Source organism: Ottowia sp., from assembly GCF_046348305.1.
In the GTDB taxonomy this organism is placed as follows: Bacteria; Pseudomonadota; Gammaproteobacteria; order Burkholderiales; family Burkholderiaceae_C; genus Ottowia.
In genome coordinates this window covers 468,590-490,417 of the sequence record NZ_JAXMEM010000003.1, presented here as the reverse complement: position 1 = coordinate 490,417, position 21,828 = coordinate 468,590, and the positions used below count along the sequence as shown (strand labels likewise).

Genomic DNA, 21,828 nt, shown 5'->3' with positions numbered 1-21,828 from the left:
CCGCCGAGCGCTACAGCAGATCGGGCGCCTGCACCGCCAGCAGCACGGTCTCGCTCACACCCTGGCGCTCGCGCTGGCGCAGCCACCACACCGCACCCTTGCGAATCGAGCAATCGGGCGCCGCCATGCCCAGCAGGCGCGCCGCGGCCTGCCCCAGCGCGGGCTGGTGGCCGACCACCAGCACCGTGCCGCGCCCGCGTGGCCATTGCACGACCGCCAGCAGATCATCCGGCGTGGCCACCGGCGCCAGCTCGTCGCGCAGCTTGAACTTGCGCCCCAGCGCCTGCGCCGTCTGCTGCGCGCGCACGGCCGGGCTGGCCAGCACGCGCAGGCCGTCCGGCAGCTGGCGGTCGAGCCAGGCGGCCATGCGCGTGGCCTGGCGCAGGCCGCGCGGCGTCAGTGCGCGCTCCAGGTCTTCCGTGCCGTCGGCCGGGTCCTCGGCCTCGGCATGCCGCCACAGGATCAGGTCCATGCCCGTGGCCGTTGCCTGGGTTCGATCGGCTGCGCCGCATAGCGCGCCATCAGCGCCTGCTGGGCGCCGTGGCCGTCCAGCACGTGCGGCGCGCGGGCGTAGCGCCCGTCGGGCTGCAGCGTCCAGGCGTCACGGTCGTCATGCAGATAGGCAATCAGGCATTCGTTGATGATGCGCTGGCGCAGGCGCTTGTCGGTCACCGGCCAGGCCAGTTCCACCCGGCGCAGCATGTTGCGATTCATCCAGTCGGCGCTGGACAGATACAGCTCGTCGCGCGCGCCCATGCCGAAATAAAACACCCGGCTGTGCTCCAGAAAGCGCCCGATGATCGAGCGCACGCGGATGTTTTCGGTCCAGCCGGCCCGCCCGGCCGGCAGCATGCAGGCCCCGCGCACGATCAGGTCGATGCGCGCGCCGCGCCGGCCGGCGCGCACCAGGGCCTCGACCAGGTCCTCGTCGGTCAGCGCGTTCATCTTGGCGACGATGCGCCCACCCTCGCCGCGTTCGGCCGCCAGTCCGACCGCGTCGATCTTCTCGATCAGGCTGCGCTGCAGGTCGAACGGCGCCATCAGCAGGCGCTGCAGGCGCGGGCGGCGGTTCTGGTTGGCCAGGTGGTCGAACACCGCATCCATGTCGGCGGTGATGCGTTCATCCACCGTCAGGTGGCTCAGGTCGGTGTACAGGCGCGCCGTGCGCGGGTTGTAGTTGCCGGTGGACAGATGGCCGTAGCGGCGCAGGCCGGCGCCTTCGCGGCGGGTCACCAGCAGCATCTTGGCGTGGGTCTTGAGGCCCACCACGCCATAGACCACCTGCGCACCGATCGACTCCAGCGCCTCGGCCCAGTTGATGTTGGCTTCCTCGTCGAAGCGCGCCTTCAGCTCGACCACCACCGTCACTTCCTTGCCGCGGCGCACGGCCTCGCGCAAGAGTTCCATCATCTCGGAGTCGGCGCCGGTGCGGTAGACGGTCTGCTTGATGGCGAGCACCTGCGGGTCATTGACCGCCTCGCGCAGAAACGCCAGCACGGCATCAAAACTCTCGAAGGGCTGGTGGATCAGGATGTCGCGCCGGCGCATCTGCGCCATCACGCTGCCGGCACGCGGCAGCGCGTGCGGCCAGGCCGGGCGCCAGGTGGGAAACAACAGGTCGGCCTGGCCCGCCAGGTCGACCAGCTGCATCAGCCGCACCAGGTTCACGGGCCCCGGCACGCGCATCACGGCGGCGTCGGGCAGGCCGAACTGCGCCTGCAGCAAGTCCGCCAGGAAGGGCGAGCACCCGGCCGACACCTCGAGGCGCACCGCCTGGCCGTAGTTGCGCTGCTGCAGGCCCTGGCGCAGGGCGGTGCGCAGGTTGCGCACGTCTTCTTCATCGACAGCCAGGTCGGAATGGCGCGTGACGCGAAACTGCGAGAACTCCAGCACCTGGCGGCCCGAAAACAGCTCGCCCAGATGGGCGCGGATGATGCTCGACAGGCTGACGAAGGACTGCCCATCGGACGCACCCTCGCGCGGCAGTCGCATCAGGCGCGGCAGCGCGCGCGGCACCTTGACGATGGCGATCTCGTTGTCGCGTCCGAAGGCGTCGCCGCCGCGCAGGCGCACGATGAAGTTGAGCGACTTGTTGGCCACCTGCGGAAACGGATGGGCCGGGTCCAGCCCCACCGGGATCAGCAGCGGCCGCACCTGGCGCTCGAAATGCTCGCGCACCCAGTTGCGCTGGGCCTTGCTGCGTTCGCCATGGCCCACGATGCGGATGCCGCGTGCGGCCAGCGCCGGCATCAGCGTGTCGTTGTAGAGCGCGTACTGGCGCGCCACCACTTCCCTCACGGCGCCGGCCAGCGCGGCAAACGAGTCACCGCCGGGCGGCGCGGGCGGGGCCGAGGCCATCAGATGCGCCGCGGCCCGCACCTCGAACAACTCGTCCAGGTTGGACGAGACGATGCACAGGTAGCGCAGGCGCTCGAGCAGGGGCACGTCCGCGCGCTCGGCCCAGTCGAGCACGCGTTCGTTGAAGGCCAGGATGCTGTGGTCGCGATCAAGCAGTTCGAGGTCGGCCGGCACGGACACCGCGACGGCCTGCGCCGGTCCTTCAGAAAGAAGGTCGGGCGTGGGGGAAACGGGGGTGCCGAGTGGCGGGAGCAGCTGATGCATGGGGCGTGGTCGCGGCGCGAAGGACCCCGCAAGTGTCCCGCGGGCTGATGACAATTGCGTGACAAAGCCGTGACGCCCGGCCTCCGCCATCAACGCCGTACCCGCTGTCGGCCGCCGTCGGCGCCGCGCTACAGGCCGTAGAACTGCTGGATGACCTTCCAGGCCTGCGCGGGCTCGTCGACCAGCTGGTACAGCTGCAGGTCTTCGGACGCGATGGCGCCTTCCTCCACCAGCATCTCCAGATTGAGCAGGCGGCTCCAGTAGCTCTTGCCGAACAGCACGATGGGCACGCGGCGGACCTTGCGCGTCTGCACCAGGGTCAGCACCTCGAACAGCTCGTCCAGCGTGCCGAAGCCGCCCGGGAAGGCCACCAGCGCCTTGGCCCGCATCATGAAGTGCATCTTGCGCAGCGCGAAGTAGTGGAACTTGAAGGCCAGATAGGGCGTGACGTAGGGGTTGGTCTGCTGCTCGTGCGGCAGGCCGATGTTCAGGCCCACCGAAGGCACGCCCACGTCATGCGCGCCGCGGTTGGCCGCCTCCATCACGCCGGGGCCGCCGCCGGTGCAGATGAACAGACGGTCCTGTGGCTGCTGGTGCAGGCTGTGCTCGGCGACGATGCGGGCAAATTCGCGCGCCGCGGCGTAGTAGCGCGCACCCCGCGCGGCGTTCTCGGCCAGGCCCAGCGCGGCGGCATCGCCCGAAGCCCGCGCCGCGGCCAGCTGCGCCTCGGCGACGTCGGGCGCGATCACCCGCGCGCTGCCGTAGACGACGACCGTGTTGTTGACGCCCGCCGCGGCCAGGCCCAAGTCGGGCTTGAGCAGCTCCAGCTGAAAGCGGATGCCGCGCGTTTCGGTGCGCAGCAAAAACTCGGGGTCGGCAAAGGCCAGACGATAGGCGTCGGGGCTGAGCGGCTCGCCGTTGCGGGCGTGGGCTTGCAGCGTGGCCCAGGCGTCCACCACGGCGGCGCGCGAGGATTCCTTGATGTCTTGGGTGGTTTCCATCGCGCTCATCTTATTGAAAGCGGGCGGCGTTCATCATCCGGCAAGAGCCCGGATGCACAAAAAAAGCGCCGAAAGCGGCGCTTTTTTTTTGGAGATCGGCAAGGAACGCGATCAGACACGCTTGCGGTATTCGCCGGTTCGCGTATCGACCTCGATCTTGTCGCCCTGGCTGACGAACAGGGGCACGGGCACCTCGAAACCGGTGGCGATCTTGGCGGGCTTGAGCACCTTGCCCGAGGTGTCGCCCTTGACGGCTGGCTCGGTCCAGGTGATCTCGCGCACCACGGTGGTGGGCAGCTCGACCGAAATGGCCTTGCCGTCGTAGAACACCACCTCGACGGCCATGCCGTCTTCCAGGTAGTTCAGGGTGTCGCCCATGTTCTCGGCCTCGACCTCGTACTGGTTGTACTCGCCGTCCATGAAGACGTACATCGGGTCGGCAAAGTAGGAATAGGTGCAGTCCTTGTGGTCGAGGATGACCTGGTCCATCTTGTCGTCGGCCTTGAAGACGACTTCGGTGCCCATGTTGCCCAGCAGGGACTTGAGCTTCATGCGCACGGTGGCGGCGCCGCGCCCGCCGCGGGCGTATTCGGTCTTCAGCACGATCATGGGGTCCTTGCCGTGCATGATGACGTTGCCGGCGCGGATTTCCTGGGCGATTTTCATGGGTCGAATTCCAATGAGTGTGGGACGCGCGGGCCGCGCCAATCCGGGGTTACGCAAGCAGCTTGCGTGATCTCTTGGTGCGCCGCGGCTGGGTGCGCGTTGGAAAGCAGGCCCGTTGCACTCGTCCAATCGGACCCGCTGATTTTTGAAAAGCCTGCTATTTTAGCGTTTTTTGCCGGACGAACCCGATCAAGCGGGTGACCAGATCGGCCTGCGTCTGCAAGCGCGCGCGCGCGGCCTGCACGCCCTCGGCCCACGCGACCCAGTCGGGCACGGGCAAGGGCGTCGCATCCACGCCGCACCAGCTGCGGTGAAACGCGCGCACGTCGGGCGGCGCGCCCAGCGCTTCCAGCATGGCCTCCAGCTTGGCATGGTGCGCGCCGTCGTCTTGCACGTAGGGCTGCCATACCAAGGCGCGGCCCGCCCACAGCGCGCGCACCAGCGAATCCTCGCCGCGCACGAAGTTGATGTCGCAGGCCCACAGCAGGTGGTCGTAGTCGATCTGACTCAAATGGGACAAGTATGAAATTGATAGCTGTTTGCGCACACCAGTCATGCGCAAACGGCCTATTTCATTATCAAACGCCGCGCGCACAGCCTGTGCGGCGCGGCCGGCGGTGACCAGCAGGCGCGTGGGTTGGCGGGCAGCGTCCAGCTTCGCCAGCCAGGCGGCCAGCGCCGCGGGCTCGTAGCAAAACAGCGAGATCAGGCGCTCGCCCTGCCAGGGCACGCCCTGCGCCGCCAGCCAGGCCGCGCGATCGAACGCCTGCTGGCGCGCCGGCAAATCGGCCTCGCGCAGCAGGCCGCCGGTTTGACTGGTCAGGCCCGGGTAGTAGAACCATTTGGTCCAGCCCGCTGCCGGGCCGTGCAGCACCGGCGAGGGCAGGCCGTGCATGCGCGCCACATACGCCTCGGCGCTGAGGTATTCGAGGTTGAGCCACACGGGCGGACGGGCGCTTGCGGCGGCGCGCGCGCCGTGGGCCACGAAGGCCTTCGGCAGCTCGCAGCCGAAGGCCTCGATCCACACGTCGGAGCGGGTCAGGCCGCCGAGCGCGCCGGCATCAAACGGCTCGCCCCAGGGCAACACCTGCACGCCAGGGCATGCGCCCTGCAGGGCCCCCGGCGCCATCCACGCCAGGGCGCCGGCATCGTCCACCCACAGGCGCACGCCATGGCCGCGCGCGGCCAGCTCGCGCGCCAGGCGCCAGCACACGCCCAGATCGCCGTGGTTGTCGATCACGCGACAAAACACGTCCCAGATGAGCGGTGCGGCAGGCATCGGGCGATTGTGCCCATGCATGCGTCGATGCCATTGGAGGACGAAGCGATGCCCGTAAACTGCCCGGCATGAGCGAGCCCACGGCGCCCGAGACCCCCGACGAGCCGACCCGCCCGCACCCGCCCGAGGTGCTGGCGCAGGTGGCCGCCCTGCCCGGCCTGCCGGGCGTGTATCGCTACTTCGACGCGGCGGGCCAGGTGCTGTACGTGGGCAAGGCGCGCAACCTGAAAAAACGCGTGTCCAGCTACTTCAGCAAGAACCATGGCGGCACGCGCATCGGCCACATGGTCGGCAAGATCGCGCGGCTGGAGACCACCGTGGTGCGCTCCGAGGCCGAGGCGCTGATCCTGGAAAACAACCTGATCAAGCAGCTCGCGCCCAAGTACAACATCCTGTTTCGCGACGACAAGAGCTACCCCTATCTCAAGCTGACAGGCAACGGCGCGCCCCGCCCCGACCCCGGGCCCGGCGCGCCCGACGCCGCCGCCTACCCGCGCATCGCCTACTACCGCGGCGCCACCGACAAGCGCCACCGCTACTTCGGCCCCTACCCCAATGCCTGGGCGGTCAAGCAGACCATCGAGCTCTTGCAAAAGGTGTTTCGCCTGCGCACCTGCGAGGACACGGTGTTCGCCCACCGCACGCGGCCCTGCCTGCTCTACCAGATCAAGCGCTGCACGGCGCCCTGCGTGCGGCTGATCAGCGATGCGGACTACGCGGCCGACGTGGCGCATGCCGAGCAGTTTTTGCGCGGGCAGACACAGGAGCTCTTGCAGGTGCTGGAGCAGCGCATGATGGCGCACTCGGATGCCCTGCGCTTCGAGCAGGCGGCGCTGATCCGCAACCAGATCCAGTCGCTCTCGCGCGTGCTGCACCAACAGGCCGTCGAGGTGGGCTCGGAGGCTGACGTGGACATCCTGGCCGTCAAGGTGCAGGGCGGGCGCGCCTGCGTCAACCTGGCGATGGTGCGCGGCGGACGCCACCTGGGCGACCGGGCCTACTTTCCGACCCAGCTGGAAGACGCGCACGCGCTGGCCGCCGTGCGCGAAGACGCCGAGCTGACCACAGTGGAGGCCCAGGTGCTGGACGCCTTCATTGCCCAGCACTATCTGGCCGTGCCCGCGCCGGCGCAGCTGATCACCAGCGAGCCGGTGGCACGCGCGCTGCTGCAGGCGCTGTCGGACAAGGAGGAGCACCCGATTGCCGCCACCCACGCCCCGCGCGGCCAGCGCCGCATCTGGCTGGAGATGGCGCAGCAAAACGCCGCCCTGCAGCTGGCGCGCCTGCTGGCCGAAGAAGGCTCGCAGCAGGCGCGCACGCGCGCGCTGGCCGAGGCGCTGGACTTGCCCAGCGACCAGCTCGAGCTGCTGCGCATCGAGTGCTTCGACATCAGCCACACCGCGGGCGAGGCCACGCAGGCCAGTTGCGTGGTGTTTCAGGGCCACCGCATGGTCAGCAGCGAGTACCGCCGCTACAAGATCGATGGCATCACCCCGGGCGACGACTACGCCGCCATGCGCCAGGTGCTGGCGCGCCGCTACGGCAAGATCGCCGAAACCCTGCGCGAGCAAGGCAACGCCGCCACCGTGCGCATGCCCGATCTGGTGCTGGTGGATGGCGGCAAGGGACAGGTGGCGATGGCGCGCCAGGTCTTCGAAGAGCTCGCGCTGGACATCTCGCTGATCGTCGGCGTCGAAAAGGGCGAGGGCCGCAAGGTGGGGCTGGAAGAGCTGGTGTTTGCCGACGGCCGCCCGAAGGTGTATCTGGGTCACGACTCGGCCGCGCTGATGCTGGTGGCACAGATCCGCGACGAGGCGCACCGTTTTGCCATCACCGGCATGCGCGCGCAGCGCGCCCGCGTGCGCACCGGCGCCAGCCGCCTGGAAGACATTGCCGGCGTGGGCCCCAAGAAGCGTGCGCGCCTGCTGCAGCGCTTTGGCGGCGCGCGCGGCGTGGAGGCCGCCAGCGTGGAAGACCTGATGACGGTGGAGGGCGTGTCGCGCGCGCTGGCCGAGGACATCTACCGCGCCTTGCATTGACGCGGCGCAGGCCTGCTGCCACCGCGCCTGCCTATACTGGTGCGCCGGGGCCCATCGCCCTGCCCTGCCCGCCGCCTGATGTCCCGCCTGCTGCCCATGACCCGTTTTCGCCCGCGGCTGATCGATGCACTCGCGGGCTACGACCGTGCCCGCTTCATGGGCGACGTGGGCGCCGGCCTGACGGTGGCGGTGGTGGCGCTGCCGCTGGCCATGGCCTTTGCCATTGCCTCGGGGCTGACGCCGCAGGCGGGCCTGTTCACGGCCATCGTGGCGGGCTTGCTGATCTCGCTGCTGGGCGGCAGCCGGGTGCAGATCGGCGGGCCGGCGGGCGCCTTCATCGTCATCGTCTACGGCATCGTGCAGCAGTTCGGCGTGGGCGGGCTGATCGCGGCCACGCTGATCTCGGGCGTGCTGCTGTTTGTCATGGGCCTGCTGCGGCTGGGCACGCTGGTGCGCTTCATCCCGATTGCGGTGATCATCGGCTTCACCAACGGCATCGCGGTGCTGATCGGGCTGTCGCAGGTGAAGGACTTTCTGGGCCTGTCGATCGAGAAAATGCCGGGCGATTTCTTCGGCATCCTGGGGGCGCTGTGGGGTCAGCTGCACACGTTCAACCCCTGGGCGCTGGGCGTGGCGCTGGCCTCGCTCATCGTCATCGCCGTCTGGCAGCAGGGCATGCCGGCGCTGGGCGCGCGCGCGCCGTTTTCGGGGCGGCTCAACCGGGTGCCGGGCTCGATTGTGGCGCTGGTGCTGGCCACCACGGCGGTGGGCGTGTTCAAGCTGCCGGTGGAGACCATCGGCTCGCGCTTTGGCGGCATTCCGGCGGCGCTGCCGGCGCTGGCCTGGCCGCAGCTCGACTGGGAGACGGCGCGCCAGCTGCTGATGCCGGCCGTCACGCTGGCGGCGCTGGGCGCCATCGAGTCGCTGCTGTGCGCGCGCGTGGCCGACGGCCTGATCCAGGACCGCCACGATCCCAACCAGGAACTGATGGCGCAAGGGATTGCCAACGTCGTCGCGCCGCTGCTGGGCGGCATGCCGGCGACGGGCACCATCGCGCGCACCGTCACCAACGTCAAGAGCGGTGCCAGCAGCCCCATCGCCGGCATCGTGCACGCGCTGGTGCTGCTGGGGGTGATTCTGGCCGCGGCGCCGCTGGCGGCGTCGATTCCGCTGGCCACGCTGGCGGCCATCCTGATGTTCGTGGCCTGGAACATGGGCGAGTGGCGCGCCTTCGCGCACCTGCGCCACCTGACCGTGCCCTACCGCATCACGCTGCTGTCGGTGTTCCTGCTGACGGTGGTGTTCGACCTGACGGTGGCGGTGCAATTCGGCATCGTGGCGGCCTGCGTGACCTTCATCGTGCGCATCGCCCGGCTCTCGCGCGTGGAGCGCTGCACACCGCCCGACTTGTCCCGCCACGGCGCGGCGGTGCAGGTGTGCCGCTTTCACGGGGCCCTGTTCTTTGGCACCACGACGCTGACCGAGGCCCTGCAAGCGGCTTTGCCCACGCGCGTGCTGATGCTTGATTTCACGCCCGTCATCTATCTGGATTCCACCGGCGCGGACAGCCTGGCCGCGTTGGCGCGGGCCTGCGAAGGGCAAGGCGTGCATCTGCTGAGCTGTGGCCTGCAAGGCCAGCCGCTGGACATGGCCCGGCGTAGCGGCTTGCACGCGCTGATCGCGGGCGGGCTGGCGCCGGATTGGGCCAGCGCGCTGGCCGCGGCCCGCACGCTGCTTGAAGCCGGCGACTGATCAGCGCCCGCTTGGCACGCAGCCCAGCCGGCGCGCCAGCTTGTTCAGGTTGCTGGCGTCCACGCCCAGATCGCGCGCCGCCGCCGCCCAGCGCCCGCCGTGCGCGGCCAGCGCCTGCGTGATGGCGGCGCGCTGGCAGGCATCCACCCGCTCGCGCAGGGTTCCCGCATCATCGGCCGGCGCCGGCGGCACGGCGGACGGGCCCGATGCCGCGCTGGCGGCGCTGCTCGGCGCGTCGTCCAGGTCCAGCAGTTCGGCCCCCAGGGTGACGATGTCGGTGCGGCTGGCGCCACGGCTGAGCGCCTTCAGCGCGGCGCGGCCAATCACCTGCTCCAGCTCGCGTACGTTGCCCGGCCAGGCATAGCGGCGCAGCGCTTGCTTGGCGCCCGTGTCCAGGCGCAGGCTGCGCAGGCCCAGGCGGGCGCGGTTGGTCTCCAGCAGGCGACCGGCCAGCAGCAGCACGTCGCGCCCGCGCTCGCGCAGCGGCGGGATGGGAATGGGATACACCGACAGGCGGTGGTACAGGTCGGCGCGAAACGCCCCCGCCTGCACCTGCTCGCGCAGGCTGCGGTTGGTGGTGGCAATCACGCGCACGTCCACCGCGCGCGGCGTGGCCTCGCCCAGGCGCTGCACCTGGTTGTTTTGCAGAGTGCGCAGCAGCTTGGCCTGCACGGCCAGGGGCAGCTCGCCCACTTCCTCCAGCAGCAGCGTGCCGCCGTTGGCGGCCTCGAAGCGGCCGACGCGATCTTCCAGCGCGCCGGCAAAGGCGCCGCGCACATGACCGAACAACTCGCCCTCGGCCAGCGCCGGCGGCAAGGCGGCGCAGTTGACATGCACCAGCGGCTGATCGCGCCGGCGCGACAGCGCGTGCAGGCGCTGGGCAAACAGCTCCTTGCCCACCCCGGTCTCGCCCAGCAGCAGCACGGGCAGGTCGGTGTCGGCCACCAGCTGCAACTCGCGCAGCACGTGCTGCATGCCCTCGCTTTCGCCCACCAGGCCGCGGTCTTCGCTGATGCCCAGGCCCCCGGCCAGCGAGGTGCCGGCCGACTGGCGGGCAACGCGCAACGCGCCCTCCAGCTGCCCCACGCGCACCACCGCCTCGATCAGCGGCAGCAGCTCGGCGAGCTGGCGCTGCGCCGGTTCATCGAAGGTGCCAACGTCCAGCGCGTCCAGCGTCAGCACGCCCCAAGGCCGGCCCTCGACCGCCAGCGCGATGCCCATGCAGTCATGCACGCGCAGCGGCTCACCCGGCCGCTCGATCACCAGGCCGTCATACGGATCGGGCAGGCCGCTGTCGTGGTGAAAGCGCGTGACCTCGCCGCGCCGCAGGATGGCGGCCAGGCGCGGGTGCTCCATCAGCGCAAAGCGGCGCCCCAGGGCGTCGGGTGTCAGGCCGTCCACCGCCTCGGGTCGCAGGGCCTCGCCGCTGCCGTCCAGGCTGAGCAGCGCCACAGCCCCGCAGCGAAAGTGCGTGCGCAGCAACTCCGCCAGGCGCTGCGCACGCACGGCGGCCGGCAACTCGACGGCCAGGTCGGCCAAGAGCTCGGATGAAACCGATTCAATGGTCATAAATACCTATAAAAGGTAATTTTTACCTTTATTTAATACGGTGACTTTAACCGTTGTTTCCACGGAATATTGGACATGGATCAATTTTCCAAACCCGTGATTGCGGGATAAACGCAGGGTAAACCCTCGTATTGACCTGAAGCAAGGATGTGCCGCCATGACAAACACCGAATCACCCCCCATTTCCGCCGGGCCCGTGCGAACGCCATTGTTTGATTGACACCCCTCTCTCGACCTCCAACCGGAAAGACCCCCATCATGGGACGCTACAAGAAACACTGGTTCACCCTGATCGGCCTATGCATCGTGATGTTCTCGCTGCTGGGCTACTTCGGCGCCGACATCTACCGCTCGGCGCCGCCCATTCCCGCGCAGGTGGTGACGGACAACGGCAAGGCGCTGTTCACGCAGGATGACATCCTCGACGGCCAGACCGCCTGGCAGTCGGTGGGCGGCATGCAGCTGGGCTCCATCTGGGGCCACGGCGCTTACCAGGCGCCCGACTGGACGGCCGACTGGCTGCACCGCGAGCTGATGGCCTGGCTGGACTTGGCCGCCAAGGCGCAGTACGGCAAGCCCTATGCCGAGCTGGCCGCCGGCCCGCAAGGCGCGCTGCGCGCCGAGCTGAAGGCCGAGTACCGCGGCGACGGCGTGGACGCGCAAAACCGCCTGGTCGTGAGCGAGCGCCGCGCCCAGGCCATGGCGCAGACGGCCGACTACTACCAGCGCCTGTTCTCGGCCGATCCCTCGCTGCAAAAAAGCCGCGAGCACTTCGCGATGAAGGAAGACACGCTGCCCAGTGCCGAGCGCCGCCAGCAGCTGACGCACTTCTTCTTCTGGACGGCCTGGGCCGCCTCGGCCGAGCGACCGAACAGCCACGTCACCTACACCAACAACTGGCCGCACGAGCCGCTGATCGACAACGTGCCGAGCAGCGAGAACGTGGTGTGGTCGGTGGTCAGCGTGGTGGTGCTGCTGGCCGGCATCGGCTTTCTGGTGTGGGGTTGGTCCTTCCTGGGCAAGCATGACGAGGCCGAGCCCGTCGCCCCGGCGCGCGACCCGCTGATGCGCTTTGCGCTCACGCCCTCGCAGCGCGCGCTGGGCAAGTACCTGTTTCTGGTGGTGGGCCTGTTCATCTTCCAGGTGTTCATCGGCGGCTTTACCGCGCACTACACGGTGGAAGGCCAGCGCTTTTATGGCATCGACGTGTCGCAGTGGTTCCCCTACGCCCTCACGCGCACCTGGCACATCCAGGCGGCGCTGTTCTGGATCGCCACGGGTTTTCTGGCCGTGGGGCTTTTCCTGGCGCCCATCATCAACGGCGGCAGAGACCCCCGGTTCCAGAAGCTGGGCGTGGACATCCTGTTCTGGGCGCTGGTCATCGTCTGCGTGGGTTCATTCATCGGCAACTACCTGGCCATCGCGCAGGTGCTGCCGCCCGAGTGGAACTTCTGGCTGGGCCACCAAGGCTATGAGTTTGTCGACCTGGGCCGCCTGTGGCAGATCCTCAAATGGGTCGGCATTTTGTTCTGGCTGGTGCTGATGCTGCGCGGTGTGATGCCCGCACTGTTCAAAAAGAGCGGCGAGGACAAGAACCTGCTGGCCCTGCTCACGGCCTCGGTCGGCGCCATCGGCCTGTTCTACGGCGCGGGCCTGTTCTACGGCGAGCGCACCAACCTGTCGGTGATGGAGTACTGGCGCTGGTGGGTGGTGCACCTGTGGGTGGAGGGCTTCTTCGAGGTGTTTGCCACCACGGCGCTGGCCTTCGTCTTCAGCAGCATGGGCCTGGTGTCGCGCAGCATGGCCACGTCGGCCAGCCTGGCCTCGGCCTCGCTCTTCTTGCTGGGCGGCATTCCGGGAACCTTCCACCACCTGTACTTTGCCGGCACCACCACGCCCGTGATGGCCGTGGGCGCCGCCTTCAGCGCGCTGGAAGTGGTGCCGCTGATCGTGCTGGGCCACGAGGCCTGGGAGCAATGGCGTCTGAAGACGCGCGCGCCCTGGATGGAAAACCTCAAGTGGCCGCTGCTGGCCTTCGTCACCGTGGCGTTCTGGAACATGCTGGGCGCGGGTGTCTTCGGCTTCATGATCAACCCGCCGATTTCGCTCTACTACATCCAGGGCCTGAACACCACGCCGGTGCACGCGCACGCTGCGCTGTTCGGGGTGTACGGCTTCCTGGCGCTGGGCTTCACCCTGCTGGTGCTGCGCTACATCCGCCCGAACCTGGTGTTCAACGAGCGCCTGATGAAAACGGCGTTCTGGGGCCTGAACGGCGGCCTGGTGCTGATGATCACCACCAGCCTGCTGCCCATCGGCATCATGCAGTTCAGCGCCAGCGTGAGCGAAGGCCTGTGGTGGGCACGCAGCGAAACCTTCATGCAGCAACCCCTGCTGCAAACCCTGCGCTGGGTGCGCACCTACGGCGACGTGGTGTTCATCGTCGGCGCCCTGGCCATGGCCTGGCAGGTGGTGCTGGGGGTGTTCCAGCGCGATGCGACCGACGTGCCGCAAGGAAGGCTGCAGGGCGCGGCGTCCTGATTGTCCGGGGTGGTGCGCCCGCGCGAGGCGTGCCGCCCAATACGGCGCCAGCCCGGCGCCACGGTCTTGATGCACAAGATCGTGGCGCCGGGCGTTTTTTCATTGCGCCGGGGATACGGCTTCGTGGGCATCGGCGGCCAGCAGGGTGCCATCTTCCATCGCGGCATCCGCCGCAGCGGTTTGCGGATAGCGCTCGGGATACAGATGGCGCTCGGCCGCCTGCGCGTCGAAGGTGCCCGACCACTTGGCCACCACCACCGTCGCCACGCTGTTGCCCAGGGTGTTGCAGGTGGCGATTGCCATCGACAAAAAGCGGTACACGCCAAAGATCAATGCGAGGCCCTCCACCGGGAGGATCCCCGTGGAGGTGACCGTGGCCGCGAACACCACAAACGAGCCCCCCGACACCGTGGCGGCGCCCTTGGAGGTCAGCAGCATCAACAGCAGGATGCCGAGCTGATGGTCCAGGGTCAGTGGCACACCGTAGGCATGCGAGATGAACATCACCCCCATCGCCATGAACAGTGAAGTGCCGTCGAGGTTGAAGGCGTAGCCCGTGGGCAGAACCAATCCCACCGTCTGCTGCGCACAGCCCAGGCGCTCGAGCTTGATCAGCAAACGCGGCAGCGCGCTTTCGGACGAGGCGGTGCCCAGCACGATCAGGATTTCGTCCTTGATGTAGCGCACGAAGCGCCAGAGACTGAACCCCGCGATTTTGGCCACCGTCCCCATCGCTACCGCAATAAACAGCGCCACCAACACGTAGAAGCCCAACACAAACTCCGCCAGCGCAAGCAAAACGGCGCTGCCGTTGCTGCCCACCGAGTACGCCACCGCGCCGAAGGTGCCGATGGGTGCGAGCTTCATCACCAGGTTGATGAAGGCAAACAGCACCTCGGAAATGCCATCAAGCGCCGCATTGATGGAGACGCGGCGTTCTTCCGGAATTGCCAGGATGCCGATGCCGACCATGATCGCCAGCACCACCACCTGCAGCAACTCGCCCTTGGCGAAGGCTCCGACGAAGTTGTCCGGCACGATGTGCGCCATGAACTCGAGAAAGCCCTGGGGCGCTGCTGCCTTGGCAGCCGGCGCCACGGTACCAGCCGTGACGTGCGCCATTCCCTTGCCGATCTCGACCAGATTTCCCGCCAGCAACCCGAACATGAGGGCGATGGTGGAGATGACCTCGAAGTAGACAATGGCGCGCCAGCCCACGCGGCCCGCGCTTTTCACGTCGCCGGCCGAAGCGATGCCGTGCACGATGGTCAGGAACACCAGCGGCGCAACGCCCGCCTTGATGAGCGACAGGAACATGTCGCCCAGCAGCTTCAGCTTGGACGAGAACGCAGGGAACATGAAGCCCACGGCAATGCCGAGGACCAGCGACACCAGAACCTGCATGCCGAGCTTGCGGTACCAGGGCAGTCTTTTGGCCGGGGCCTGAAGGGTTGAATCCATCATGGTTGTCTCCTCCACCGACGGGTTCAGGCCTGCACCTTGGCGGACAGCTCCAGGGCGCGATCAACCATCTGCGGCGCCAGGCCCAGGTAGTTGACCGGATCGGTCAGGCGATCGATGGTGGCGCAGTCGAAATGCTTCGTCACCTCGGGCAGCGCGGCCAGCGCCTCGGCCAGTGTGCCGCCCCGTTCGTTGACGGTGCGGCAAGCGTCATACACCAAGTCGTGCGCCTGCTGGCGCCCGATATGCGGGGCCATGCCCATCATCACGGCCTCGGCCACGATCAGACCGCGGCTGATGCCGAGGTTGTGCTTCATGCGGGCGTCATCCACGATCAGGCCAGAGAGCGCGAACTTGGCCTGGTGCAGAGCGCCCGAACTCAGGATGAAGCTCTCGGGAATCGCGATCCACTCCGCGTGCCACGGTCCAGTGGCGCGCTCGAAATCCTGCACCATCGCGTCCACCATCAGGCCCGCGTGCTGACGTACGGCCTTCGATGCCGCCAGCATCAGCTCGCTGGAGATCGGGTTGCGCTTTTGCGGCATCGTGCTGCTGGCGCCACGCCCCTTGACGAAGGGTTCGTACACCTCGGCGAACTCGGTGGACGCCATGATCATGATGTCCAGCGCAATCTTGCCCAGCGAGCCGGTGATGAGCGCCAGCAGGTTGACGGCCTCGGCAAAGCCGTCGCGCGCCACATGCCACGTGGTGGCGGGCACGCCCAGCTTCAGTTCTTCGGCCAATGCTCGCTGAATGTCGAAGCCCCTGTCGCCCACCGAGGCCAGCGTGCCGGCCGCGCCGGCAAACTCAATCACCGCCACGCGGGGGCGCAATTCACTCAGGCGCTGCTGGTGGCGGTCGAACATGGCAAGCCAGATCGCCACCTTGTAGCCGAAGGTCACAGGCAACGCCTGCTGCAAGTGGGTGCGGCCGGCCATGGGGGTGTCCCGGTGCTTCTTCGCCAATCCAGCCAGGATGCCGCGCAACTCGCGGATGTCCGCGCCAATGCTGTCGATGGCGTCGCGCATCTGCAGGGCGACGGCGCTGTCCATGATGTCCTGCGTGGTAGCGCCCCAGTGCACATAGCGCCCCGCCTCGCCGCACATCTGCACCAGTTGGTGCACCAGCGGCAAGATGGGATAGCCCACGATGTCGGTTTCATGGCGCATGTGGTCGAAGTCGACGCGCTCGATGCGCGATTCGCGAGCGATGGCCGCGGCCGCCTCGGCGGGAATCACGCCCACGCGAGCCTCGGCGTGGGCCAAGGCCACTTCCACGTCGATGTAGCGCTGAATCAGTGCCCGATCCGAGAAAATGTCGCGCATCTTCTGGGTGCCGAAGGCGTCACGAAACAAAATGGAGTCAACCACGGTGCTGGACAGGGGGATGGCAGGTGTCGTCATGAAGACCTCTGAAAAGTGCAGGGAAGGACACGAACAATCCGAATCAATATGTTCGGACATATCAATCATAATATGTCCGAACATATTCAATTATGGGGTTTACCCTTATGTCGAACATGGGCCTCGAACCGGTGGTGCAGAAGCCAAACTTCAGTCAGGTGGCGCGTCACCTCACGGACGCCATCACCACCGGGCATTTCGCCGTTGGTGCGCTGCTGCCGACCGAGCTGGAGCTGTGCCAGCACTACGGCACCAGCCGCCATACCATTCGCGCGGCGCTGGCCCAGCTGCAGACGATGGGCCTGGTGCTGCGCAAAAAGAACGTGGGCACGCGGGTCATCGCGGCGCAACCGCGGACCTCGTTCCGCTCATCGCTCACCTCCGTAGACGATCTGGTGCAGTTCGGTGCGGAACACCTGCGGGCGATGCAGCGCAGCGGCGAGACCATGGTCGACGGTGCACTGGCAGCCGACATCGGCTGCCCGGACGGCACCAAGTGGCTGCGCATCTCCAGCCTGCGTTTGGTGGGTGATGCACAGCACACGCCGATCGGCTGGACGGATGTGTACGTCGATCCCGCCTACACGGACATCGTGACGCTCGCGCGCTCCGCCCCTGACGTCTTGATCAGTTCGCTGATCGAATCAGCGCACGGCCGGCGAATCGCCGAGATCCAACAGGACATCCGCGCGCTGCTGATCGAAGACGAAACCATTGCCACGGCGCTGGGCGTGCCGGTGGGTACGCCGGCACTGAAAATCGTGCGCCGCTACATGGACGAGGATGGTGAGCTGTTTCAGGCAACCATCACGGTGCACCCGGCGGATCGTTTCTCGGTGTCAATGCAGTTGAAAAGGGCGGGGTAGATCGCGTCGACCATTTGCCCAAACATCCCGGGCTTGAATCAGCCGAAATTGCCCTTATCATTGGCACTCGTTGGAGTTGAGTGCTAACACACCGCATCTTCCCCATCCGTTCAGGTGATGGCCGCTGCACAAGCGGCGTGCCGGTCAGCCGAGAAATTTCTTTCATATCATCCACTTAGGAGCATCCATGAAACTGCGTCCCCTCGCCGATCGCGTGATCGTCAAGCGTCTGGAGAACGAAACCAAGACCGCCTCGGGCATCGTCATTCCCGACAACGCCGCCGAAAAGCCCGACCAGGGCGAAGTGCTGGCCGTGGGTCCGGGCCGCCTGGACGACAACGGCAAGGCCATCGCCATGCACGTGAAGGTGGGCGATCGCGTGCTGTTCGGCAAGTACAGCGGCCAGACCGTCAAGGTCGATGGCGACGAGCTGCTGGTGATGAAAGAAGACGATCTGTTTGCAGTCGTCGAGAAGTAATTCCTCACCTCGTTCCGCATAACTCCTTGTTTCATAGCTGCTCGCGCTTGATCCACCTGCGCTAGAGCGGCATTTCATTCATATTTTTCTGGAGCCAACAACATGGCAGCAAAAGACGTAGTTTTCGGCGGCGAAGCCCGCGCCCGCATGGTCGAAGGCGTGAACATCCTGGCCAACGCGGTCAAGACCACCCTGGGCCCCAAGGGCCGCAACGTGGTGCTGGAGCGCAGCTTCGGCGCCCCCACGGTGACCAAGGACGGCGTGTCGGTGGCCAAGGAGATCGAGCTCAAGGACAAACTGCAGAACATGGGCGCGCAGATGGTCAAGGAAGTCGCTTCCAAGACCAGCGACAACGCCGGCGACGGCACCACCACCGCCACCGTGCTGGCCCAGGCCATCGTGCGCGAAGGCATGAAATACGTGGCCGCCGGCATGAACCCGATGGACCTCAAGCGCGGCATCGACAAGGCCGTGGCGGCCCTGATCGAGCAGTTGAAGAAGGCCAGCAAGGCCACCACCACCAGCAAGGAAATCGCCCAGGTCGGCTCCATCTCGGCCAACAGCGACGAGTCGATCGGCAAGATCATCGCCGACGCCATGGACAAGGTGGGCAAAGAGGGGGTCATTACCGTCGAGGACGGCAAGAGCCTGGACAACGAGCTGGACGTGGTTGAAGGCATGCAGTTCGACCGCGGCTACCTGTCGCCCTACTTCATCAACAACCCCGAGAAGCAGGCCGCACTGCTGGACAACCCCTACGTGCTGCTGTTCGACAAGAAGATCAGCAATATCCGCGACCTGCTGCCCACGCTGGAAGCCGTGGCCAAGGCCGGCCGCCCGCTGCTGATCGTGGCCGAGGAAGTCGAGGGCGAGGCCCTGGCCACCCTGGTGGTCAACACCATCCGCGGCATCCTGAAGGTCGTGGCCGTCAAGGCCCCGGGCTTTGGCGACCGTCGCAAGGCCATGCTGGAAGACATCGCCATCCTGACGGGCGGCAAGGTCATCGCCGAGGACGTGGGCCTGAGCCTTGAGAAGGTGACGCTGGCCGACCTGGGCCAGGCCAAGACCATCGAAGTGGGCAAGGAAAACACCACCATCATCGACGGCGCCGGCAAGGCCGCCGACATCGAGGCGCGTGTCAAGCAGATCCGCGTGCAGATCGAGGAAGCCACCAGCGACTACGACCGCGAGAAGCTGCAAGAGCGCGTGGCCAAGCTGGCCGGCGGCGTGGCCGTGATCAAGGTCGGCGCTGCCACCGAGGTCGAGATGAAGGAGAAGAAGGCGCGCGTCGAAGACGCCCTGCACGCCACGCGCGCGGCCGTTGAAGAAGGCATCGTCGCCGGCGGCGGCGTGGCCCTGCTGCGTGCCCGCCAGGCCGCTGGCGCCATCAAGGGTGCCAACGCCGACCAGGACGCCGGTGTCAAGCTGGTGCTCAAGGCCATCGAAGCGCCGCTGCGCGAGATCGTCTTCAACGCCGGCGACGAAGCCAGCGTGGTCGTCAACAAGGTGCTGGAAGGCAAGGGCAACTTTGGCTACAACGCCGCCAACGGCGAGTACGGCGACATGATCGAGATGGGCATCCTGGACCCCACCAAGGTCACCCGCACCGCGCTGCAGAACGCCGCCTCCGTGGCCGGCCTGATGCTGACCACCGAAGCCATGGTGGCCGAGGCGCCCAAGGACGAGGCCCCCGCCGGCGGCATGCCCGGCGGCATGGGCGGCATGGGTGGCATGGGCGGCATGGACATGTAAGTCCGGCGCCCGCTGCACCACCGGCTGCAAGGCCGGTGGCCGCCGCCAACGCAAGCCCCCGCCGGCGTCACGCCCGCGGGGGCTTTTCTTGTGCGTCCGGCGCGGCCTGCGTCGCCGCAAAGCGCACCGTCACGCGCAGGCCATGCGGCTCGCGCGGGTTGGCGCCCAGTTGCACGCTGGCGCCGCAGCCGCGCGCCACCTCGCGCACGATGGCCAGGCCCAGGCCACTGCCGTCGCTGCCTTCGGCCAGGCGACAAAAGCGGTCGAACACGCGCTCCTGCGCCTCGGTCGGGATGCCGGGGCCGTTGTCGTCCACCACCAGCTCCACCGCGTCGCCGGCGCGGCGCACCATGACCGTCACGCGCCCGCCCTCGGGCGTGTAGCGCAGCGCGTTGTCCACCAGGTTGCTGATCAGCGCGTCCAGCAGCGCCGGCTCGGCCAGCACGGGCGCGGCGGGGGCGGCGTCCAGGCCCAGGTCGATGCGGCGCCGATCGGCCAGCCCGGCCAACTGCTCCACGGCGTGCAGCGCGGCTTCGCCCAAATCCACCGGCGCCAGGCGCGCATGGGCGTCGGCGTGCTCGGCCTGCGCCAGCAGCAGCAACTGGTTGGTGACGGCGGTCAGCCGGCGGTTGCTGTCGTGCAGCTCTTTCCAGAACTGGTCCATGTCGGCACGGCGCGTGTCCCAGTCCTGGCGGTGCTCGCGCACGTGGCGCACAAACTCGATCTGCGAGGCCTGCAATGCCAGCGGCGTGCGCAGCTGGTGCGCCGCGTCGGCAATGAAGCGCCGCTGCGCCTGCGAATGCATGTGCAGTTGCTGCACGAACTGGTTGATGGTCTCGCCCACGGGCCGCAGTTCGGTGTGCAAGGCGCGCGTATCGACCGCGAAGTCCAGGTGCAGCGGGTCGCGCTGCGCCATCTGGCGGCCCAGACGCACCAGGGGGCGCAGCTCCCAGGTCAGCGCCAGCGTGGTCAGCACCAGCGCCAGCGCCAGGGCCAGCAGCAAGGTGCCCAGCGTGGGCCACCACAGGGTGCGCACCATGGCGTCGCGGCTGCCGGTGGTCTTGCCCACGGCAATGGTGATGGCGCGCGCACCGGCCACGTCGTACATCGAGCGCTCGGTGACCACGGCGCGCACCGGCAGCCCCTGGATGCGCGTGTCATACCACTGCGCCCGATCGGGCCCCTGCAGCTGACGCACGGCGGGCAGCGGAAAGCCCGGCGCCCCCGCCAGCAGCCGCCCGTCCACCCCGGTGACGCTGAGGAACACCTGGTCATGCGCGGGCGATGCGAACAAGGCCAGCGCCGCCGGCGGCACGCTGGCCTCCACCGCATCGCCATCCCAGATCAGCCGGTCCGACAAGACCTTGGCCGAGGCGAGCAAGTCATGGTCCTGCACATAGTCCGCCACCGTGGCGGCGTTGCGCCAGCTGAAAAACGCACTGACCGCCACGAACAGCGACAGCGGCAGCAGCAGCCAGGCCACCAGGCGCATGCGCAGGCTGTGCATGCCGGCTATCCGCCGCCCCACCTGGCATGGCGATGCAAGAGCACAAGCAAGGCGCGCAGGGACATGCGAAGGCCCTTCATTCTTCCTTCACGCGCAGCAGATAACCCACGCCGCGCAGGGTGATGATGCGCGCCTGGCTGGCCTCCAGCTTCTTGCGCAGGCGGTGCACGTACAACTCCAGCGCGTCCACGCCGGCTTCGTCATCCAGCTCGAACAGGCCGTCCATCAGCGCCTGCTTGGGCACCGCGCTGCCCTGCTTGAGCATCAAGGCCTCCAGCAGCGCGCGCTCGCGCGGCGGCAGCGCCAGGGGCGCGTCGGCCAGCGCGAACTGGCGTGTTTGCAGCTCGTAGCGCAGGTCGCCGCACAGCAAGGTGTTGGCGCGCCCCGGCACCTGGCGGCGCACCAGCGCCTTGATGCGCGCCACCAGCTCGCGCCCCTCGATGGGCTTGACCATGTAGTCGTCGGCGCCGATCTCCAGGCACAGCACCTTCTGGTCCAACGACGCGCTGGCCGTCAGGATCAGCACCGGCACGCCGTCGCCGCGCTCGCGCAGCCGGCGCAGCACGCCCTTGCCCGACAGCTGCGGGATGTTCAGGTCCAGCAGCACCACGTCGTAGCGCGCCTGCCGCAATTGCAGGTCGGCCGCCGCGCCGTCGGCCACCTCATCCACCACGAAGTCCTGCTCGCGCAGCAGGCGGGCAAGCCAGTGCGACAGCTCCAGGTTGTCTTCGATCAGCAGCAGTTTCATGGCTTCAGTCCGGCGATTCTATGAACGCCGCCGCAAAGAAAGGGATAACCCTGATGAATCCACCCGTTCGGCGAAAGCTGGTTGAAGGATGGCGATTTTTAGACTGAACCGGTCCTCGCGGCGCCCCGTCGGCCGGCGAGTCCT

At 67.7% G+C, this 21,828-nt stretch carries 16 protein-coding genes; 6 read left to right on the top strand and 10 right to left on the bottom strand.

From position 1 onward, the window contains the following. Positions 1 to 10 precede the first annotated feature (10 nt). The 5 genes from U1F38_RS02410 to earP all read right to left on the bottom strand — a co-directional run bounded on the left by U1F38_RS02410 (position 11) and on the right by earP (position 5,568). On the bottom strand, positions 11 to 472 hold the full coding sequence (locus U1F38_RS02410) for a SixA phosphatase family protein (protein WP_409985457.1): 462 nt from the start codon (positions 470 to 472) through the stop codon (positions 11 to 13). After that, on the bottom strand, positions 463 to 2,622 hold the full coding sequence (gene ppk1 / locus U1F38_RS02405) for a polyphosphate kinase 1 (RefSeq protein WP_409985456.1): 2,160 nt from the start codon (positions 2,620 to 2,622) through the stop codon (positions 463 to 465). Before ppk1 ends, U1F38_RS02410 begins: the two co-directional genes overlap by 10 nt. Positions 2,623 to 2,750: 128 nt before the next feature. After that, positions 2,751 to 3,623 (bottom strand): TIGR00730 family Rossman fold protein, encoded by an 873-nt coding sequence (locus tag U1F38_RS02400; RefSeq protein WP_409985455.1) that lies wholly within the window; start codon positions 3,621 to 3,623, stop codon positions 2,751 to 2,753. Positions 3,624 to 3,734: 111 nt separating this feature from the next. Next, complete coding sequence (efp, locus tag U1F38_RS02395; protein WP_409985454.1) at positions 3,735 to 4,289, bottom strand: elongation factor P; 555 nt, start codon at positions 4,287 to 4,289, stop codon at positions 3,735 to 3,737. 157 nt (positions 4,290 to 4,446) lie between these two features. Further along, a complete protein-coding gene (gene earP, locus U1F38_RS02390) occupies positions 4,447 to 5,568 on the bottom strand; it encodes an elongation factor P maturation arginine rhamnosyltransferase EarP (RefSeq protein ID WP_409985453.1) in 1,122 nt (373 codons plus the stop codon). Between the two features lie 68 nt (positions 5,569 to 5,636). On the opposite strand from earP, the gene uvrC reads away from it, so the two are divergent. Further along, positions 5,637 to 7,607 carry an excinuclease ABC subunit UvrC gene (gene uvrC, locus U1F38_RS02385; RefSeq protein ID WP_409985452.1) on the top strand — a complete coding sequence of 657 codons (1,971 nt, stop codon included), beginning with the start codon at positions 5,637 to 5,639 and terminating at the stop codon, positions 7,605 to 7,607. Between the two features lie 78 nt (positions 7,608 to 7,685). After that, entirely contained in the window at positions 7,686 to 9,359 is a 1,674-nt protein-coding gene (locus U1F38_RS02380; RefSeq protein ID WP_409985451.1) for a SulP family inorganic anion transporter, read from the top strand. On the opposite strand, the gene norR is transcribed toward U1F38_RS02380, so the two are convergent. Next, the gene (norR, locus tag U1F38_RS02375; RefSeq protein WP_409985450.1) at positions 9,360 to 10,928 is read right to left on the bottom strand and encodes a nitric oxide reductase transcriptional regulator NorR; all 1,569 of its coding nucleotides are present in this window, start codon (positions 10,926 to 10,928) and stop codon (positions 9,360 to 9,362) included. A gap of 258 nt (positions 10,929 to 11,186) precedes the next feature. Here norR and U1F38_RS02370 point away from each other — a divergent pair, with 258 nt between their 5' ends. Continuing rightward, on the top strand, positions 11,187 to 13,469 hold the full coding sequence (locus tag U1F38_RS02370; RefSeq protein WP_409985449.1) for a nitric-oxide reductase large subunit: 2,283 nt from the start codon (positions 11,187 to 11,189) through the stop codon (positions 13,467 to 13,469). A 99-nt stretch (positions 13,470 to 13,568) separates the two neighbouring features. Here U1F38_RS02370 and U1F38_RS02365 read toward each other — a convergent pair whose 3' ends face one another. After that, positions 13,569 to 14,933, bottom strand: a complete 1,365-nt coding sequence (locus U1F38_RS02365) for a cation:dicarboxylate symporter family transporter (protein ID WP_409985448.1) — start codon at positions 14,931 to 14,933, stop codon at positions 13,569 to 13,571. Positions 14,934 to 14,956: 23 nt separating this feature from the next. Next, entirely contained in the window at positions 14,957 to 16,333 is a 1,377-nt protein-coding gene (locus U1F38_RS02360) for an adenylosuccinate lyase family protein (protein ID WP_409985447.1), read from the bottom strand. Between the two features lie 116 nt (positions 16,334 to 16,449). Here U1F38_RS02360 and U1F38_RS02355 point away from each other — a divergent pair, with 116 nt between their 5' ends. The 3 genes from U1F38_RS02355 to groL all read left to right on the top strand — a co-directional run bounded on the left by U1F38_RS02355 (position 16,450) and on the right by groL (position 19,429). After that, on the top strand, positions 16,450 to 17,199 hold the full coding sequence (locus tag U1F38_RS02355; RefSeq protein WP_409985446.1) for a GntR family transcriptional regulator: 750 nt from the start codon (positions 16,450 to 16,452) through the stop codon (positions 17,197 to 17,199). 187 nt (positions 17,200 to 17,386) lie between these two features. Next, positions 17,387 to 17,677, top strand: coding sequence for a co-chaperone GroES (gene groES / locus U1F38_RS02350; protein ID WP_409985445.1), 291 nt, complete (start codon positions 17,387 to 17,389; stop codon positions 17,675 to 17,677). A gap of 102 nt (positions 17,678 to 17,779) precedes the next feature. Next, positions 17,780 to 19,429: a chaperonin GroEL gene (groL, locus tag U1F38_RS02345; RefSeq protein WP_409985444.1), complete on the top strand. Its 1,650-nt coding sequence runs from the start codon at positions 17,780 to 17,782 to the stop codon at positions 19,427 to 19,429. A gap of 67 nt (positions 19,430 to 19,496) precedes the next feature. Here the strand turns inward: groL and U1F38_RS02340 are convergent, their stop codons facing one another. Together U1F38_RS02340 and U1F38_RS02335 are read right to left on the bottom strand one after the other, a co-directional pair. Continuing rightward, positions 19,497 to 20,936 (bottom strand): sensor histidine kinase, encoded by a 1,440-nt coding sequence (locus U1F38_RS02340; protein ID WP_409985443.1) that lies wholly within the window; start codon positions 20,934 to 20,936, stop codon positions 19,497 to 19,499. Positions 20,937 to 21,012: 76 nt separating this feature from the next. Continuing rightward, positions 21,013 to 21,684: a response regulator gene (locus U1F38_RS02335; protein WP_409985442.1), complete on the bottom strand. Its 672-nt coding sequence runs from the start codon at positions 21,682 to 21,684 to the stop codon at positions 21,013 to 21,015. Positions 21,685 to 21,828: the final 144 nt, after the last annotated feature.

Coding starts and splice junctions, on each gene's coding strand:
- U1F38_RS02410 (WP_409985457.1), bottom strand. CDS start 472: ATGGACCTGATCCTGTGGCGGCATGCCGAGGCCGAGGACCCGGCCGAC.
- ppk1 (WP_409985456.1), bottom strand. CDS start 2,622: ATGCATCAGCTGCTCCCGCCACTCGGCACCCCCGTTTCCCCCACGCCC.
- U1F38_RS02400 (WP_409985455.1), bottom strand. CDS start 3,623: ATGGAAACCACCCAAGACATCAAGGAATCCTCGCGCGCCGCCGTGGTG.
- efp (WP_409985454.1), bottom strand. CDS start 4,289: ATGAAAATCGCCCAGGAAATCCGCGCCGGCAACGTCATCATGCACGGC.
- earP (WP_409985453.1), bottom strand. CDS start 5,568: ATGCCTGCCGCACCGCTCATCTGGGACGTGTTTTGTCGCGTGATCGAC.
- uvrC (WP_409985452.1), top strand. CDS start 5,637: ATGAGCGAGCCCACGGCGCCCGAGACCCCCGACGAGCCGACCCGCCCG.
- U1F38_RS02380 (WP_409985451.1), top strand. CDS start 7,686: ATGTCCCGCCTGCTGCCCATGACCCGTTTTCGCCCGCGGCTGATCGAT.
- norR (WP_409985450.1), bottom strand. CDS start 10,928: ATGACCATTGAATCGGTTTCATCCGAGCTCTTGGCCGACCTGGCCGTC.
- U1F38_RS02370 (WP_409985449.1), top strand. CDS start 11,187: ATGGGACGCTACAAGAAACACTGGTTCACCCTGATCGGCCTATGCATC.
- U1F38_RS02365 (WP_409985448.1), bottom strand. CDS start 14,933: ATGATGGATTCAACCCTTCAGGCCCCGGCCAAAAGACTGCCCTGGTAC.
- U1F38_RS02360 (WP_409985447.1), bottom strand. CDS start 16,333: ATGACGACACCTGCCATCCCCCTGTCCAGCACCGTGGTTGACTCCATT.
- U1F38_RS02355 (WP_409985446.1), top strand. CDS start 16,450: ATGGGCCTCGAACCGGTGGTGCAGAAGCCAAACTTCAGTCAGGTGGCG.
- groES (WP_409985445.1), top strand. CDS start 17,387: ATGAAACTGCGTCCCCTCGCCGATCGCGTGATCGTCAAGCGTCTGGAG.
- groL (WP_409985444.1), top strand. CDS start 17,780: ATGGCAGCAAAAGACGTAGTTTTCGGCGGCGAAGCCCGCGCCCGCATG.
- U1F38_RS02340 (WP_409985443.1), bottom strand. CDS start 20,936: ATGCACAGCCTGCGCATGCGCCTGGTGGCCTGGCTGCTGCTGCCGCTG.
- U1F38_RS02335 (WP_409985442.1), bottom strand. CDS start 21,684: ATGAAACTGCTGCTGATCGAAGACAACCTGGAGCTGTCGCACTGGCTT.